The organism is Ewingella sp. AOP9-I1-14 (assembly GCF_052375995.1).
Lineage (GTDB): Bacteria > Pseudomonadota > Gammaproteobacteria > Enterobacterales > Enterobacteriaceae > Ewingella > Ewingella allii.
Window position 1 is genome coordinate 76,586 of sequence record NZ_JBQSVA010000010.1, and the last position, 17,038, is coordinate 93,623.

A 17,038-nucleotide genomic window follows, 5' to 3' on the forward strand; every position below is an offset into this window, starting at 1 on the left:
GTATGTCAGAGCAGTTCCTATATTTCATTCAGCAGATGTTCAACGGCGTGACGTTGGGCAGCACCTATGCGCTGATCGCCATTGGCTACACCATGGTTTACGGCATTATCGGCATGATCAACTTCGCCCACGGCGAGGTGTATATGATCGGCAGCTATGTCTCTTTTATTGTCATCGCCGCGTTAATGATGATGGGGATCGACGCCAGCTGGTTGCTGATCGGCGCCGGATTCATCGCCGCGATTGTGATCTCCAGTGCCTACGGCTGGAGCATTGAGCGCGTGGCCTATAAGCCAGTGCGAAATTCTAAACGCCTGATTGCGCTGATCTCCGCCATCGGGATGTCGATATTCCTGCAAAACTACGTCAGCCTGACCCAAGGCTCGCGCGACCTCGCGCTGCCAAGCTTGGTCACCGGCCAGTGGACGCTTGGCGTCGCCAACGGCTTTGCCGCGACTATCAGCACCATGCAGCTCATCATCTGGATTGTAACTTTTGTCGCCATGCTGGCCCTGACGCTGTTTATCCGCTATTCCCGCATGGGTCGCGCCTGTCGCGCCTGCGCCGAAGATTTGAAAATGGCCAGCCTGCTGGGCATTAGCACTGACCGCGTGATCTCCCTGACCTTCGTTATCGGCGCATTAATGGCGGCGGTGGCGGGCGTGCTGCTGGGGCAATTCTACGGCGTGATTAACCCGTACATTGGCTTTATGGCGGGGATGAAAGCCTTCACCGCGGCGGTTCTCGGTGGCATCGGCAGCATTCCGGGCGCGATGATTGGCGGCCTGATTTTAGGCGTAGCCGAAGCCCTGACCTCGGCCTATCTCAGCACCGAATATAAAGACGTGGTGTCGTTTGCCCTGCTGATCGTGGTGTTGCTGGTGTTGCCAACTGGCATCTTGGGTCGCCCGGAGGTTGAGAAAGTATGAAGCATCTCAACCTGTTTAACGCGCTGCTCTCCGCCTTCGTTTTATTGGTTTTAGCCTCCTTTATCATGGGGCTGCAACTGAGCCTTGATGGCACCAAGCTGGTGGTGAACGGCGCAGGCGAAGTGCGCTGGACGTGGATTGCCATCGGCTGCGCCGTGGTGTTCGTCTTCCAGCTGTTCCGCCCGTTAATGAGCAGCGGCCTGAAGAAAATTTCTGGCCCAAGCTTTGTCCTGCCGAGCTTTGATGGTTCAACGCCGAAGCAGAAACTGCTGGCGCTGGTGCTGATTATTGCCGCTATCGCGTGGCCTTTTATTGTCTCACGCGGCACGGTGGACATCGCCACCCTGACCCTGATCTACATCATGCTTGGCCTTGGGCTGAACGTGGTGGTTGGCCTGTCTGGCCTGCTGGTGCTGGGCTACGGCGGTTTTTACGCCATCGGTGCCTACACCTACGCGCTGCTGAATCACTATTACGGCATCGGTTTTTGGGAAGCGTTACCACTGGCCGGTCTGGTTTCTGCCGCCTTTGGCTTCCTGCTTGGCTTCCCGGTGCTCAGGCTGCGTGGCGACTATCTGGCGATCGTCACCCTCGGCTTTGGGGAAATTGTCCGTATTCTGCTGCTGAACAACACCTCGATCACCGGCGGGCCGAACGGCATTAGCCAAATTCCAAAACCGACGCTGTTTGGTCTGGAATTTAGCCGCACCCCGCGCGACGGCGGCTGGGACACCTTCAGTAACTTCTTTGGCGTGGCCTATGACCCGAGCGATCGCATCATCTTCTTATATATGGTGGCGCTGCTGTTGGTGGTCTTGACCCTGTTCGTCATCAACCGCCTGCTGCGCATGCCGCTGGGCCGCGCGTGGGAAGCCCTGCGTGAAGATGAAATCGCCTGCCGCTCGCTGGGCCTTAACCCGACGCGCATCAAGCTCACCGCCTTTACTATCAGCGCCGCGTTTGCCGGTTTCGCCGGGACGCTGTTCGCCGCGCGTCAGGGCTTCGTCAGCCCGGAATCCTTCACCTTCGTCGAGTCCGCCTTCGTGCTGGCAATCGTGGTATTGGGCGGTATGGGCTCGCAGTTTGCGGTTATTCTGGCGGCGATTTTGCTGGTGGTGTCGCGCGAACTGATGCGTGATTTGAATGAATACAGCATGTTGCTGCTCGGTGCATTGATGGTTCTGATGATGATCTGGCGTCCACAGGGCCTGTTGCCGATGAAACGCCCACAGTTGAAATTAAAATTGTCTAAAAGACAAATCGCCGACAAAGGAGAGCAAGCATGAGTAGGCAACCTCTCTTGTCAGTAGAAGGTTTGATGATGCGTTTTGGCGGCCTGCTGGCGGTGAACAACGTGGCGTTAAACCTCAATCAGGGCGAAATCGTCTCGCTGATTGGCCCCAACGGCGCCGGTAAAACCACGGTGTTTAACTGCCTGACCGGTTTTTATAAGCCAAGCGGCGGCACCATCAAGCTGCGCGACCAGCATCTCGAGGGTTTGCCGGGCCAGAAGATTGCCCGCATGGGCGTGGTGCGAACCTTCCAGCATGTGCGCCTGTTCCGCGAAATGACCGTGATTGAAAACCTGCTGGTAGCCCAGCATCAACACCTTAAAAGCGGCATGCTGGCTGGCCTGTTTAAGACGCCGGGCTTTCGTAAAGCCGAGGCAGAAGCCTTGGACCGCGCCGCAGACTGGCTGGAGCGCGTCGGCTTGCTCGAACTGGCCAACCGTCAGGCGGGGAATCTGGCTTACGGCCAGCAGCGCCGTCTGGAAATCGTCCGTTGTATGGTGACGCGCCCTGAAATCCTGATGCTCGACGAACCCGCCGCCGGGCTTAACCCGCGCGAAACGGAAGAGCTAAACCAGCTGATCGCCGAGCTGCGTAACCAGCACAATGTGTCAGTTTTATTGATCGAACATGACATGAAGCTGGTGATGGGCATTTCGGACCGCATCTATGTGGTGAATCAGGGAACGCCGCTGGCACAGGGCACTCCGGCAGAAATTCGTAATAACCCAGACGTCATTCGTGCGTACTTGGGCGAAGGGTAAGGGGCAGAACGCGATGTTGTCATTTAATCAGGTATCCGCCCATTACGGCAAAATTCAGGCTCTGCACGAAGTCAGCCTGCACATCAATAAGGGTGAAATTGTTACCCTTATCGGGGCCAACGGCGCGGGCAAAACCACGCTGCTGGGTAGCCTGTGCGGCGAGCCTCGCGCCAGCCATGGCTCTATTGTTTTTGAAGGTCAGGACATCACCCAGTGGCCGACCGCCAAAATCATGCGTGGCGATATCGCCATCGTGCCGGAAGGGCGTCGGGTGTTTTCGCGCATGACGGTAGAGGAGAATCTGGCGATGGGCGGCTTCTTTGCCACCCGCGACCAGTATCAGCAGCGCCTCCAGCGCGTGTTCGAGCTGTTCCCACGTTTGAAAGAGCGTCGCGCTCAGCGTTCCGGCACCATGTCCGGCGGGGAACAGCAGATGCTGGCGATTGGCCGGGCATTGATGAGCCAGCCGCGCCTGCTGCTGCTCGACGAGCCTTCGCTAGGTTTAGCACCAATTATCATTCAGCAGATTTTCGACACTATCCAACAGCTGCGTGAAGAGGGGATGACTATCTTCCTGGTCGAGCAAAACGCCAATCAGGCCTTGAAGCTGGCGGACCGTGGCTACGTGCTGGAAAACGGCCACGTGGTGCTGGAGGACAGTGGCGCAGCTCTATTAGCCAACGAAGCTGTTAGATCTGCTTATCTCGGCGCTTAATTAAAATTCTCTGCCAATTAAAGGACATCTTCGGATGTCCTTTTTACTTTTATTTTTCTCTCTTTCGTAACTCCGCTGTCACCTGCCTGTAACTAAATCATTATTTTTCTGTCATTTATGCATGTCATGTTAGCTCCCGAATAAGAAGATCCTTACGACACCGTCACTACACAGCCCTCTTCAGGAGACAAGCATGCTTAAGCACGCTGTTACAAAAACGACACTTTGCATTGCACTGGCATTCGCGTTCAGCACCCAGGCGATGGCGGTAACGGAAATACCTTTCTGGCACTCAATGGACGGCGAGTTGGGCAAAGAGGTGAACTCTCTGGCCGACCGTTTTAATCAGGCTCATCCTGACGTCAAAATCGTGCCGGTTTACAAAGGCAAGTATGATGAAAGTCTGGCAGCAGGCATCGCGGCTTACCGTAGCGGCAAAGCGCCAGCCATTCTGCAAGTTTATGAAGTAGGCACGGCGACCATGATGGCGAGTAAAGCGATCAAGCCGGTCTACGAAGTCTTTTCCGACGCGGGCATCAAAGAAGACGTTTCCCAGTTCGTTCCGACTGTCTCGGGCTATTACTCGGATTCTAAAGGGCGCCTGCTGTCACAGCCTTTCAACAGCTCCACGCCGGTGCTGTACTACAACAAAGACGCCTTTAAGAAGGCTGGCCTGAACCCTGATCAACCGCCAAAAACTTGGCAGGACATGGCGGCTTACACTGAGAAGCTGCGTCAGTCAGGCGTGAAATGTGGCTACGCCAGCGGCTGGCAGGGTTGGATTCAGATTGAGAACTTTAGCGCATGGCATGCTCTGCCAATCGCCACCAAAAACAATGGTTTCGATGGCACTGACGCGGTTCTGGAATTCAACAAACCGTTGCAGGTTAAGCACATCCAGATGCTGGAAGACATGAACAAGAAGGGTGATTTCACCTACTTGGGTCGTAAAGACGAGTCTACCGCCAAGTTCTACAACGGTGACTGCGCGATGACCACCGCGTCTTCAGGTTCACTGGCTGACATCCGTCAGTACGCTAAATTCAACTACGGCGTGGGCATGATGCCTTACGACGCAGACGTGAAAGATGCGCCACAGAACGCCATCATCGGCGGCGCAAGCCTGTGGGTGATGAACGGTAAAGATAAAGAAACTTACAAAGGCGTTGCTGAGTTCCTGCAATTCCTGACTACTCCGGCTATCGCCGCTGAATGGCACCAGAAAACCGGTTACCTGCCAGTGACGACCGCGGCTTATGAGCTGACTAAGCAACAAGGCTTCTACGAGAAGAACCCAGGTTCTGACGTAGCGACTCGCCAGATGCTGAACAAGCCACCATTGCCGTTCACTAAAGGTCTGCGTCTGGGCAACATGCCACAGATTCGTACCATCGTAGACGAAGAGTTGGAAAGCGTGTGGAGCGGCAAGAAGACGGCTCAGCAGGCTCTGGATTCAGCTGTAGAGCGCGGTAATCTGTTATTGCGTCGCTTCGAAGCTTCCACTAAGTAACTATCGGCTACTGCGCTTCGCCAGTCTGGGATTGGGCAGTGCTCGAAATCCTCATGGACTCAATGTCCACTGTGGTTTCTGCGCGCTGTCCGCACCCAGTCTGGCTTTGCTCGCTACGCCTCGTACCGAGTTGCCTTTCTTCGATTCTATCTCTTGTCTTTTCGCTTTAACGAGTAACCCACTATGAGTTCACATCGCCCCGGTTTTGGTTGTAGCTGGCTGCCTTACGCGCTGGTGTTGCCGCAACTGCTGATCACCGTGATTTTCTTTTTATGGCCTGCCGGTCAAGCCTTGTGGTATTCGGTGCAAACGCTGGATCCTTTCGGTTTATCGAGTGAGTTTGTCGGACTGAGCAACTTCAAACAGCTGTTTCATGACTCCTACTACCTCGACTCTTTCTACACCACGCTGAAATTCAGTTTCCTCGTGGCGTTTATCGGCCTTGCTGTTTCGCTGTTTTTTGCCGCGCTGGTGGACCACGTGGTGCGCGCCAGCCGCATCTACCAGACGCTAATGATCCTGCCGTACGCCGTCGCGCCCGCCGTGGCCGCCGTGCTCTGGATGTTCCTGTTTAGCCCCGGCCTCGGCCTTATCACCCACTTCCTTGGGTCAATCGGCTATGACTGGAACCACGCGCAGAACAGCGGACAGGCGATGTTCTTGGTGGTGTTGGCCTCGGTCTGGAAGCAGGTCAGCTACAACTTCCTGTTCTTCCTCGCCGCGCTGCAATCTATCCCTAAATCACTGGTTGAAGCCGCCGCCATTGACGGCGCGGGCCCGGTGCGCCGCTTCTTCAATCTGGTGCTGCCGCTGATTTCGCCAGTGAGCTTCTTCCTGCTGGTGGTTAACTTGGTTTACGCCTTCTTCGACACCTTCCCGGTGATTGATGCGGCGACCGCGGGCGGCCCGGTTCAGGCGACCACCACCCTGATTTATAAGGTTTACCGCGAAGGTTTCGCCGGTCTGGATCTCTCCAGCTCCGCCGCGCAGTCAGTGGTGTTGATGGTGCTGGTATGCGGCCTGACGTTTATTCAGTTCCGCTTTGTCGAGCGTAAGGTGCGTTACCAATGATTGAGAACCGTAGAGGGCTGGATATTTTCAGCCACACCATGCTTATCCTCGGCGTGCTGGTGATCCTGTTCCCGCTGTACGTGGCTTTTGTCGCGGCAACGCTGGATAACAAACAGATTTTTGAAGTGCCGATGTCGCTCATTCCGGGTTCACACCTGTGGGACAACATCCGCACTATCTGGACGCAGGGCGTGGGCGACGGCAGCCCGGCCTTTGGTCGCATGCTGGTGAACAGCTTTATCATGGCGATGGTCATCACTATCGGTAAGATTTCGGTGTCGATGCTGTCGGCTTACGCCATCGTCTACTTCCGTTTCCCGCTGCGTAACCTATTCTTCTGGCTGATTTTCTTGACGCTGATGCTGCCGGTAGAAGTGCGTATCTTCCCGACTATTCAGGTGATTTCCAACCTGAACATGATGGACAGCTACACCGGCCTGACGCTGCCCCTGATGGCCTCGGCCACCGCCACCTTCCTGTTCCGCCAGTTCTTTATGACCTTGCCGGACGAGCTGCTGGAGGCCGCGCGTATCGACGGCGCGAGCGCCATGCGCTTCTTCTGGGACATCGTCCTGCCGTTATCGAAAACCAATCTGGCGGCGCTGTTCGTTATCACCTTTATCTACGGCTGGAACCAGTATTTGTGGCCGATCCTCATCACCAGCGACGCCTCGATGGGCACGGCGGTGGCGGGAATTAAAAGCATGATCTCTTCCGGCGACGGTTCCACCCAGTGGAATCAGGTCATGGCAGCGATGATTTTGACTTTATTGCCCCCGCTTGCGGTGGTGCTCCTGATGCAGCGCTGGTTTGTGCGCGGTCTGGTAGACAGTGAGAAGTAATACGACATGGCAAATTTAAAACTACAGGCAGTCACTAAGTCCTACGACGGTAAAAATCAGATTATTAAAAGCATCGACCTGAACGTCGCCGATGGCGAATTCATCGTGATGGTCGGTCCGTCGGGCTGTGGGAAATCTACTCTATTGCGCATGGTAGCCGGTTTAGAACGCACCACCAGCGGCGATATTTATATTAATGATCAGCGCGTTACCGAGCTGGAACCCAAAGATCGCGGTATCGCGATGGTATTCCAGAACTACGCGCTTTACCCGCACATGAGCGTGTACGACAACATGGCCTATGGCCTGAAAATTCGCGGCTTCGGCAAGGCGCAGATTCAGGCGCGAGTTGAAGAAGCGGCGCGTATTCTGGAACTCGGCCCGCTGCTGAAACGCAAGCCGCGCGAACTCTCCGGCGGCCAGCGTCAGCGCGTCGCCATGGGGCGCGCAATCGTGCGTGAACCGGCGGTCTTCCTGTTCGACGAACCGCTGTCTAACCTTGACGCCAAGCTGCGCGTGCAGATGCGCCTCGAGCTGCAACAGCTGCACCGCCGCCTGCGCACCACCAGTTTGTACGTGACCCACGATCAGGTTGAAGCCATGACGCTGGCCGAGCGGGTGATCGTGATGAACAAAGGCATTGCCGAGCAGATTGGTACGCCGTCAGAAGTTTATCGCCGCCCGGCAACGCTATTTGTTGCCAGCTTCATTGGCTCTCCGGCCATGAACCTGCTGCCGGGCACGCTAGCCAGCAACGGCAGTTCGCTGGTGATGGAGGGCGGTTTCGAGCTGCCCCTCAGCCAGCCGCGCCCGGAGTGGGGCGGACGAGAGTTGACGGTGGGTATTCGACCGGAGCATATTCAGCTGACTGACGACCCGCAGGCCGGTATTCCAATGAACCTCAACACGTTGGAACTGCTCGGCGCTGACAACCTGGCGCACGGCAAATGGGCCGGTGCTGGTGTGGTGGTGCGTCTTAATCACGAAGTTTGCCCTGAGCCGGGCACGCAGTTGCGTTTGGTTTTGCCGACGAACGCGCTACACTTTTTCGATTCAAACAGCGGTTTAAGAATGGAGTAAACATGACAGTTTGGCCTTATCCACGGATTGTGGCGCATCGGGGCGGTGGTTCTTTGGCCCCGGAAAACACCCTTGCTGCCATTGATGTCGGCGCCAAGTACGGCCACACCATGATTGAGTTCGACGCCAAGCTGGCGCAGGACGGCGAAATTTTCCTGTTGCACGACGACACACTGAACCGCACCAGCAACGGCTGGGGCGTGGCGGGTGAGCTGAGCTGGGACAAATTGCGCCAACTGGACGCCGGTGACTGGTACGGCGCGGCGTTCAAAGGCGAAAAACTGCCGCTGTTGGCAGAAGTGGCCGAGCGCTGCGCGCGCCACAACATGATGGCGAACATTGAGATTAAACCGACGACCGGCACGAATACCGAGACGGGGAGTAAAGTGGCGCTGGCGGCCAAAGAGCTATGGCGCGACCACCCTGCGCCGCCGCTGCTCTCTTCTTTCGAGTTCGACGCTCTGCTGGCGGCCAAGCAGGCCGTTCCCGAGCTGCCGCGCGGTTTACTGCTCGACGAGTGGCGTGATGACTGGAAAACGCTGACTGACCAACTGGAGTGCGTTTCCCTGCATATCAACCATAAAGAGCTGACCGAAGCGCGAGTGAAAGCCCTGAAAGACGCCGGTTTGCACATTCTGGTCTACACCGTTAACTCGCCAGACCGCGCCCGCACCCTGCTGGCATGGGGCGTTGATTGTATCTGTACTGATGCTATTGACGATATCGGCCCAGATTTTGCGTAAAAATTGAGTTCGAAAAGAGGGGGATATCTGCACTGCTGATATCCCCTTTTTCATTTTATTAGCGGGCTTGAGACTGCGCCAGCGCGGCACGATAAGCGGTGATCGCATTCATGCAGGCGGGCACTCCGGCGTAAATTGCCATCTGAATCACGATCTCCAGCAACTCCTCCTTGGTCACGCCAACATTCATCGCGCAGCGCATGTGCAGCTCCAGTTGAGGCTGGGCATGGCCTAGCGTGATCAGCGACGCCACGGTCAGCATCTCGCGCGTTTTCAAATCGATCCCCGGCCGCCCGACTACCGCGCCAAAGGCGTAGTCAGTGATCAGGCGCGGCAGGTCGGGGTCCAGTTCGCCCAAACGCGCACCCACGGCGTCCGCCAAACCCGGCTCCAGTTTTTCCATAATCGCACGGCCATACTCGGTGAGTTCGTTACCTGATTTCATGCTGCTTCTCCTGATAAGTGGGAAATGTTGGATTGGTTTTCACCTCCCACCATACGCACGGCGATTTTTTAGAGAATTGTTAGTTTTGTAATATCAATTAGGTATCACCAAGGGCGAGACAAGTGCTAATTTGGGGACATTGGGTCTCAGTGAATAACAGCGGGAGTTGCACGTGAATGATTTCAGCGTAAATCTGCCTACGATTAAGCAGTTACAGTGCTTTATCGCCGTGGCGCATGAATTGAATTTTCGCCGTGCCGCCGAGCAGATGAAAATGAGCCAGCCGCCGCTGACCCGGCAGATTCAGACCCTCGAAGCCCTTCTTGGTCAGCCGCTGTTTATCCGCAATACCCATCAGGTGCAGCTAACCGAGGCCGGTAAGCAGTTGCAGCGTCAAGCTAAACCTTTGATTGAACAACTTTCACGTTTGGTAAAAGAGATCAAAGTAGAAAGTGAAAAGCTCAGAGTGGGCGTGACCCGCGCGCTGGATTTCACCCTCATCCCCTCGATTCATGCGCATCTGGCCGCCCTGATGAATATCGACGAGGTACTCTCTTACCATCTGAATTCTCGCCAGCTGTTGAAAATGCTCGATAGCCAGAGTCTGGACATTGTCTTTACGGGAGAAAAGTCCTCGGGGCATGACGACGAGTTCGACTTCTTCTGGCTGCACCAGGAGCCGCTGATGCTGGCTTTGCCTTCATCGCACCCGGCAAGTATTCAGGAGCGGGTGTCGCTGAAGGACGTCGCCGACTTAGCCCTGTTTTGGTTTTCGCGCAGTGCAAATCCGAGTTTTTACGACAAATGCGAGCAGGTGTTTAACGCGCTGCCTTTTGCTTTGCAGTTCAAACCAGAGTCCGAGGATTCATTGCTGACTTTGGCCAACGTGGCGCGGGGAAACGGTATGGCGCTGATGCCACAATCCATGTGTTTATCGACCAGAGAAGGGCTGTGTTATCGCAAACTGGATGAGCAGACTTCGAGCCAGCTGAATATTGATGTCTATTTGGCGACGCGGAAAAATGAGCAGCGGGAACATGTGCTGGAGGCGGTGAAGACATTTCTGCCGCTGGGGAATATTACTGAAAATCAGTGAGTTTTTTGCCCCGCCGCGTTAAACAGCGGGGTAAAACTCTGACTTAATTCTGCTGCAGCGGCTGGCCCGGACGATTTAGCTGCTGGGTCTGCAGACGCTGCTGGTTGCTTTGAATTTGCGAGCGCAGTTTGAGCTGTTGCTGCTGCTGGTTATTGCGCAGGTCTTGCTGCAATTTCTGCTGCTGGATCTGCGAATTGGTTTGTTGCTGCTGCTGCATCCGTTCTTGCGAAGGGTTACTCAGCAGCTGTTGGTTGCGGTCAGGCACTGACACGGTGTTCGCCGAGGCGGCCTGAACGGCGAAAAGCAGGGGAATAGCGGCTACGAGCCCATAACAACGTTTCATCAGGTGATCCTCCAGTCAGTCATGATTTAAGTCTACGACATATCACCGGGTTGTGTGGTCCCCCATGGCACGGAACGCTCAAAGCGTGGGTCAGGTCTCGTTAGGTCAATAAACGCACAGTGGTAAACCTACTTTCAGGTTCTCTACTTTGCAACATCCGTTACAATCAGCCTATCTTTTACTTTTTCAGGCTGAACTTCGTGCCGTTACTCGTTATTACCACCATTTTGTGGGCTTTTTCATTTAGCCTCATCGGCGTCTATCTGGCGGGTCAGGTTGACAGCGTCTTCTCCGTGCTGGTGCGGCTGAGCCTCGCCGCGCTGGTGTTTTTGCCGTTTCTGCGCTGGAAGGGTTATCCAGTAAAAACCCTGCTGATGTACATGGCCGTCGGCGCGATGCAGCTCGGCATCATGTATTTGATCAGCTTCGAAGCCTATTTGTACCTGTCGGTGCCGGAATTCCTGCTGTTCACGGTGATGACGCCGCTCTACGTGACGCTGATTTATGACCTGATCAGCGGGCGTAAAATCCGCAAAGGCTATGCCCTGTGCGCCCTGCTGGCAGTGGTCGGCGCGGCTATCATTCGCTATGACCATATCAGCGAACATTTCATCATTGGCCTGCTGTTGGTGCAGGCGGCGAATATCTGTTTCGCCATTGGTCAGGTGGGCTATAAACGCCTGATGGAAACCCACCCGATGCCGCAGCACACGGCGTTTTCATGGTTCTACATCGGCGCGCTGATTTGCGCTGTGGTGGCGTGGTTCCTGTGGGGCAATCCGCAAAAGCTGCCCACCACCGGCCTGCAATGGGGCATTCTGATCTGGCTCGGCGTGGGGGCTTCGGCTTTAGGGTATTTCATGTGGAACTACGGCGCGACGCAGGTGGACGCGGGAACGCTGGGGATTATGAACAACTTCCACGTCCCGGCCGGGCTGCTGGTTAACCTCGCCATTTGGCAACAGCAGCCGCACTGGCCGAGCTTTATTATTGGTGCGGCAGTGATAATGGCTTCACTGTGGGTGCACCGACGTTGGGTTTTAGGGCATCACGGACAAACGGCAGATGGTCGCACGCGTGCTGCCGGGTCGAACGAATAAAAGCTTCCACAATAGGTTGGCGCTGCTCGCCATCACGCACGGCGGCGTACAACCTGCTCCACAAGCCATCTCCCAGCGTTTTAGTGACCACCAGTCCCTGACGTTCAAAGCTCTCCACCACCCAGTGGGGCAGCGCGGCAATCCCCATGCGGGCCGACACCATCTGAATCAACAACAGCGTGTTATCGACGCTTTTCAGCGCCGGGCTGACGCCTGCCGGTTCCAGGAAGTGACGCCAGATATCCAGACGCTGGCGCTGAACCGGGTAGATCATCAGGATTTCCGCACTTAAATCTTCCGGCGTGATAATCGCCTGCTTGGCCAGCGGATGGTCCGGCGCTAGCACCAGACGCACTTCAAAATCAAACATTGGCGAATAGTGCAGACCACTGCGCGGCAGGATGTCGGAGGTCAGCACCAAGTCCAGCTCGCCCTGCTGTAGCGCGGGCTGCGGGTCGAAAGTGACGCCAGATTTGAAATCCATCAGCACATTGGGGAAGCGCAGGCGGAAGTTATCCAGCGCCGGTGTCAGCCACTGAATGCAGCTATGGCACTCAATCGCGATGCGCAATGACGCCTGATGCGGCTCGCTGCAAGCCTGTAGCGCCTGCTGGATTTGCGGCAGAACCTGTTCAGCCAAGTTAAGCATGATTTCACCCTGCGGCGTAAAGCGTAGCGGCTGGCTTTTTCGCACGAATAGGCGGAAACCCAGACGCTGCTCCAAATCGCTGAACTGATGCGATAAGGCAGACTGTGTCTGGTGTAGCTGCGCGGCGGCAGCGGCCAGCGACCCGGTATTACGTAGAGCTTGTAAGGTCCGCAGGTGTTTCAGTTCAATCATGAGAGTCCTTCACCGTGTCATGAATTATTTGCGCTTGTGGAATATACAGTACCTGCGGATTATGGATGTGTAAACATCTGGACGGCTAAACAGGAAGATAAAGATGACCATTTTGAACCATACCCTCGGTTTCCCTCGTGTCGGTCTGCGTCGTGAACTGAAAAAAGCACAAGAGAGTTACTGGGCTGGCAACAGCACTCAGCAAGAATTACTGGCCACCGGCCGCGAACTGCGCGCCCGTCATTGGAAACAGCAGGCCGACGCTGGCGTGGATCTGGTCCCCGTCGGCGACTTCGCTTGGTACGACCACGTTCTGACCACCAGCCTGCTGCTAGGTAACGTGCCAGCGCGTCATCAGAACGCCGACGGCTCTGTCGATCTCGATACCCTGTTCCGTCTGGGGCGCGGTCGCGCACCCACTGGGAAACCCGCTGCGGCGGCGGAAATGACCAAATGGTTCAATACCAACTACCACTATATGGTCCCTGAATTCGTGAAGGGGCAGCAATTCAAACTGACCTGGACCCAACTGTTGGAGGAAGTGGACGAGGCGCTGGCGCTCGGCCACAAAGTAAAACCCGTGCTTCTCGGTCCACTGACTTATCTGTGGCTGGGTAAAGTGAAAGGCGAGCAGTTTGACCGTCTTTCCCTGATCAACGACATTCTGCCGGTTTACCAGCAAGTGCTGTCTGAACTGGCTAAGCGCGGCATCGAGTGGGTCCAAATCGACGAACCCGCGCTGGTTCTGGAACTGCCTAAAGCCTGGCTGGATGCTTACAAGCCAGCCTATGAGCAGCTTCAGGGCAAAACCAAACTGCTGCTGACTACCTATTTCGACAGCGTGGGCCACAACATTGATACCATTCGCCAACTGCCGGTGCAGGGGCTGCACATCGACGCCGTGGCGGGGCGCGACGATCTCGCCGCCGTGGCTGATCAACTGCCAAAAGAGTGGCTGCTCTCTCTTGGGGTGATCAATGGCCGTAACGTTTGGCGCGCCGACCTGAGCACCTGGTTCGAGCGCCTCAAGCCGCTGGTGGCTGGCCGCAATGTCTGGCTAGGCAGCTCGTGTTCACTGCTGCACAGCCCAATCGACCTGAGCGTGGAAACGCGTCTGGATGAAGAAGTGAAAAGCTGGTTCGCCTTCGGCCTGCAAAAATGTGCCGAGCTGGCGCTGCTGGCGTCTGCTCTCAATGACCCTAAACCAGAGACGCTGGATAAACTGGCCCAATATAGCGCGCCAATCCGCGCCCGCCGTGACTCCAAGCGTGTGAATAACGCCGCCGTTGGCCAACGCGTCGCCGCCATCACTGCCGCAGACATTGAGCGGCCGAGTGTGTACACCACACGCGCCGAAGCCCAGCGGGCGCGCTTCAAACTGCCTTTATGGCCAACCACCACCATTGGCTCTTTCCCGCAAACCACTGAAATCCGTGGCCTGCGCCTGGACTTCAAACAAGGCCGTTTGGACAACGCCAACTACCGCACTGGCATCAGCGAGCACATCAAACAGGCGATTAAAGAGCAGGAGCGTCTGGATATCGACGTGCTGGTTCATGGCGAAGCCGAGCGCAACGACATGGTGGAATACTTCGGCGAACATCTGGACGGTTTCGTCTTCACCCAAAACGGCTGGGTGCAGAGCTACGGCTCACGCTGCGTTAAACCGCCGGTGATTATTGGTGACGTTAGCCGCCCACAGGCTATAACCGTGGAGTGGGCCAAGTACGCCCAGTCTCTGACCGAGCGCCCGGTGAAAGGCATGCTGACTGGCCCCATCACCATTCTCTGCTGGTCTTTCCCGCGTGAAGACGTCAGCCGCGAAACCATCGCCAAGCAGATTGGCCTGGCGCTGCGCGACGAAGTGGAAGATCTGCAAAACGCCGGTATCGGCATCATCCAGATTGACGAACCCGCGCTGCGCGAAGGGCTGCCGCTGCGCCAGTCGGAGTGGAATGCCTACCTGCGCTGGGCCGTCGACGCCTTCAAACTGAACGCCGCGATTGCCAAAGATGACACGCAGATCCACACCCATATGTGTTACTGCGAGTTCAACGACATCATGGATTCCATCGCCGCGCTGGATGCGGATGTGATAACCATTGAGACTTCACGTTCGGATATGGAGCTGATCGAAACCTTCAAAGAGTTCGATTACCCCAACGAAATCGGGCCGGGAGTTTACGACATTCACTCACCCAACGTGCCAAGCGTCGAGTGGATTGAGAACCTGCTGCGCAAAGCCGCCGACAGCATTCCGGCCGAGCGGCTGTGGGTTAACCCAGACTGCGGCCTGAAAACCCGTGGCTGGGCCGAAACCCGCGAGTCACTGGAAAACATGGTGAAAGCGGCAAAACGCCTGCGCGCCGAGCAGCTCTAATCTGGCACTAAAACCGTCCCTATGAATGTTAAGGAGCACTCCGGTGCTCCTTTTTTATGGGCCGGAATGCTCCCAAAAGCCGCCGTTTTCGCTCGTTTTCCCTTATTCCCCGCTAGGCTTAGTAAAGACTTTACTGAGACTAAACAAGGAGAGAACAATGAGCAGATTCACAGACAAAGTTGTCGTCGTGACCGGGGCTGGTTCAGGTATGGGGGCAGCAACGGCAAGGCGTTTTGCCAGTGAGGGTGCGATTGTGGTGCTGGTCGGGCGCACCAAAGAGAAGCTGGAAAAAGTCGCCCAGTCACTGAGCAGCACGCAGTACTACATTCATATTGCCGACGTGTCGAAAGCGCAGGACGTCGAGCGCATGGCGGCGGTTATCAACGATAAATTTGGCCGGGTTGACGTGTTGGTCAACGGCGCGGGCGTGGTGGCGCAGGGTAAAGTCACCGAGGCCAGCCTCGAAGACTGGCATAAGGTGATTGAAATCGATCTCAGCGGCGTCTTTTACTGCACCCGCTTCTTCATGCCAGCGCTTATTAAGAGCAGGGGCAATATTGTGAATATTTCGTCGGTCTCGGGCATGGGCGGCGACTGGGGCATGAGCTTCTATAATGCGGCGAAGGGCGGGGTGAGCAACTTCACGCGCTCAATTGCGATGGACCACGGCAAAGACGGCGTGCGGGTCAATGCGGTATGTCCGTCGCTGACCTTTACCGATATGGCTGAAGACATTAAAGACAACCAGCCGCTGTTGGATAAATTTGCAGAACGCATTCCGATGGGGCGCGGCGCCGAGCCAGAAGAGATTGCCGACGTGATTGCCTTCCTGGCAAGCCACGATGCGCGCTTTGTTACCGGGGTTAACCTGCCGGTCGATGGTGGCCTGATGGCCTCCAACGGCCAGCCGCAGCAGGCTTAATCAGGTGACTTAATCTGGTTAATAGGGCTGTCCGGCGGGCAGCCCTTCCCACGTTTTACTTGATTCCGTATTGCGCGAACCACTGCAACATACGCTGCCAGCCATCGGCGGCGGCTTCTGCGTCGTAGCTTGGGCGATAGTCAGCATGGAAAGCGTGACCTGCTTCTGGATAGACCACGATTTCAGCCGTGGCGTTTGCCGCGCGCAATGCCTGACGCATGGTTTCTACGCTTTCGAGTGGAATACCCGCATCCGCGCCGCCGTAGAGGCCCAGCACTGGCGCACTCAAATCCACTCCTTTATCAACCGGATGGCTCGGGCTTGTCAGGGTTTTATCGCCCACCAGCTTGCCGTACCACGCCACGCCGGCTTTCAGCTGCGGGTTGTGTGCGGCATACAGCCAAGTGATGCGACCGCCCCAGCAGAAGCCGGTGATCGCCAGTTTTGACTTGTCGCCGCCGTGCTGAGTGGCCCAGTGCGCGGTGTGGTCGAGGTCAGCCAGCACCTGTTTGTCCGGCACTTTGCCGACCACTTTACTGATAATATCGCTGACCTCGGTGTAGTCACGCGGGTCGCCCTGACGGAAATAAAGCTCAGGCGCGATCGCCATATAGCCCTGTTTCGCCAGTCGGCGGCAAATATCTTGAATGTGCTCGTGGACGCCAAAAATTTCTTGTACCACCAGCACGATAGGTAATTTTCCGGTGTAGTTTTCCGGGCGCGCCAGATAGGCCGGCATGTCCTCTCCTTGAGAGGGAATAGTGGTTTGCCCGGCGTGCAGCCCTTCAGTATCTGTGTGTAGCGTGGTGCTGGCCACGGGAGTTACGGCAGGTGCGAAGCTTGTTGGAGCCTGTTTTACTTGTGGAGTGGGTACAGGTAAATCGTCGTTCTTCATCTCGGTCTCCATGCATTTCTTATCTAATGAGTGGCGCTATTGTTTTTAAACTATAGCTGCAAACCTACGACGG

At 56.1% G+C, this 17,038-nt stretch carries 17 protein-coding genes; 13 read left to right on the plus strand and 4 right to left on the minus strand.

What is annotated here, in order from left to right; translation table 11 throughout:
• The first annotated feature begins 2 nt into the window (after window positions 1-2).
• The 9 genes from livH to ugpQ all read left to right on the plus strand — a co-directional run bounded on the left by livH (window position 3) and on the right by ugpQ (window position 8,943).
• Entirely contained in the window at window positions 3-929 is a 927-nt protein-coding gene (gene livH, locus ACT3RT_RS20555; protein ID WP_034794855.1) for a high-affinity branched-chain amino acid ABC transporter permease LivH, read from the plus strand.
• Window positions 926-2,215: a high-affinity branched-chain amino acid ABC transporter permease LivM gene (locus tag ACT3RT_RS20560; RefSeq protein WP_100935238.1), complete on the plus strand. Its 1,290-nt coding sequence runs from the start codon at window positions 926-928 to the stop codon at window positions 2,213-2,215. The genes livH and ACT3RT_RS20560 overlap by 4 nt, the downstream gene beginning before the upstream one ends.
• Complete coding sequence (livG, locus tag ACT3RT_RS20565) at window positions 2,212-2,982, plus strand: high-affinity branched-chain amino acid ABC transporter ATP-binding protein LivG (protein ID WP_353504400.1); 771 nt, start codon at window positions 2,212-2,214, stop codon at window positions 2,980-2,982. Before ACT3RT_RS20560 ends, livG begins: the two co-directional genes overlap by 4 nt.
• A 13-nt stretch (window positions 2,983-2,995) precedes the next feature.
• Window positions 2,996-3,697, plus strand: a complete 702-nt coding sequence (gene livF / locus ACT3RT_RS20570; protein WP_353504401.1) for a high-affinity branched-chain amino acid ABC transporter ATP-binding protein LivF — start codon at window positions 2,996-2,998, stop codon at window positions 3,695-3,697.
• Between the two features lie 193 nt (window positions 3,698-3,890).
• Window positions 3,891-5,207, plus strand: a complete 1,317-nt coding sequence (ugpB, locus tag ACT3RT_RS20575; protein WP_185688829.1) for a sn-glycerol-3-phosphate ABC transporter substrate-binding protein UgpB — start codon at window positions 3,891-3,893, stop codon at window positions 5,205-5,207.
• Window positions 5,208-5,390: 183 nt separating this feature from the next.
• Window positions 5,391-6,278: a sn-glycerol-3-phosphate ABC transporter permease UgpA gene (gene ugpA / locus ACT3RT_RS20580; protein WP_353504402.1), complete on the plus strand. Its 888-nt coding sequence runs from the start codon at window positions 5,391-5,393 to the stop codon at window positions 6,276-6,278.
• Window positions 6,275-7,120 (plus strand): sn-glycerol-3-phosphate ABC transporter permease UgpE, encoded by an 846-nt coding sequence (ugpE, locus tag ACT3RT_RS20585; protein WP_034794869.1) that lies wholly within the window; start codon window positions 6,275-6,277, stop codon window positions 7,118-7,120. The genes ugpA and ugpE overlap by 4 nt, the downstream gene beginning before the upstream one ends.
• Before the next feature lie 6 nt (window positions 7,121-7,126).
• Window positions 7,127-8,200, plus strand: a complete 1,074-nt coding sequence (locus tag ACT3RT_RS20590) for a sn-glycerol-3-phosphate import ATP-binding protein UgpC (protein ID WP_353504403.1) — start codon at window positions 7,127-7,129, stop codon at window positions 8,198-8,200.
• A gap of 2 nt (window positions 8,201-8,202) precedes the next feature.
• Entirely contained in the window at window positions 8,203-8,943 is a 741-nt protein-coding gene (gene ugpQ, locus ACT3RT_RS20595) for a glycerophosphodiester phosphodiesterase (protein WP_485903920.1), read from the plus strand.
• Window positions 8,944-9,001: 58 nt separating this feature from the next.
• On the opposite strand, the gene ACT3RT_RS20600 is transcribed toward ugpQ, so the two are convergent.
• On the minus strand, window positions 9,002-9,388 hold the full coding sequence (locus ACT3RT_RS20600; RefSeq protein ID WP_485903923.1) for a carboxymuconolactone decarboxylase family protein: 387 nt from the start codon (window positions 9,386-9,388) through the stop codon (window positions 9,002-9,004).
• A gap of 172 nt (window positions 9,389-9,560) precedes the next feature.
• Between ACT3RT_RS20600 and ACT3RT_RS20605 the strand changes: the two genes are divergently transcribed.
• The gene (locus tag ACT3RT_RS20605; protein WP_485903924.1) at window positions 9,561-10,484 is read left to right on the plus strand and encodes a LysR family transcriptional regulator; all 924 of its coding nucleotides are present in this window, start codon (window positions 9,561-9,563) and stop codon (window positions 10,482-10,484) included.
• A gap of 43 nt (window positions 10,485-10,527) precedes the next feature.
• Here the strand turns inward: ACT3RT_RS20605 and ACT3RT_RS20610 are convergent, their stop codons facing one another.
• On the minus strand, window positions 10,528-10,827 hold the full coding sequence (locus ACT3RT_RS20610) for a DUF2756 domain-containing protein (RefSeq protein ID WP_353504409.1): 300 nt from the start codon (window positions 10,825-10,827) through the stop codon (window positions 10,528-10,530).
• Window positions 10,828-11,027: 200 nt separating this feature from the next.
• On the opposite strand from ACT3RT_RS20610, the gene ACT3RT_RS20615 reads away from it, so the two are divergent.
• Window positions 11,028-11,927, plus strand: coding sequence for a carboxylate/amino acid/amine transporter (locus ACT3RT_RS20615; protein ID WP_353504410.1), 900 nt, complete (start codon window positions 11,028-11,030; stop codon window positions 11,925-11,927).
• On the opposite strand, the gene metR is transcribed toward ACT3RT_RS20615, so the two are convergent.
• Window positions 11,815-12,768, minus strand: a complete 954-nt coding sequence (gene metR, locus ACT3RT_RS20620; protein WP_353504411.1) for an HTH-type transcriptional regulator MetR — start codon at window positions 12,766-12,768, stop codon at window positions 11,815-11,817. The two genes, ACT3RT_RS20615 and metR, sit on opposite strands and share 113 nt — an antisense overlap.
• Window positions 12,769-12,871: 103 nt before the next feature.
• On the opposite strand from metR, the gene metE reads away from it, so the two are divergent.
• Window positions 12,872-15,148 (plus strand): 5-methyltetrahydropteroyltriglutamate--homocysteine S-methyltransferase, encoded by a 2,277-nt coding sequence (gene metE / locus ACT3RT_RS20625; RefSeq protein ID WP_485903928.1) that lies wholly within the window; start codon window positions 12,872-12,874, stop codon window positions 15,146-15,148.
• A 157-nt stretch (window positions 15,149-15,305) separates the two neighbouring features.
• Window positions 15,306-16,070: a meso-2,3-butanediol dehydrogenase gene (locus ACT3RT_RS20630; RefSeq protein ID WP_353504413.1), complete on the plus strand. Its 765-nt coding sequence runs from the start codon at window positions 15,306-15,308 to the stop codon at window positions 16,068-16,070.
• Window positions 16,071-16,125: 55 nt separating this feature from the next.
• Here ACT3RT_RS20630 and ACT3RT_RS20635 read toward each other — a convergent pair whose 3' ends face one another.
• Entirely contained in the window at window positions 16,126-16,965 is an 840-nt protein-coding gene (locus ACT3RT_RS20635) for a dienelactone hydrolase family protein (protein WP_496203647.1), read from the minus strand.
• Window positions 16,966-17,038: the final 73 nt, after the last annotated feature.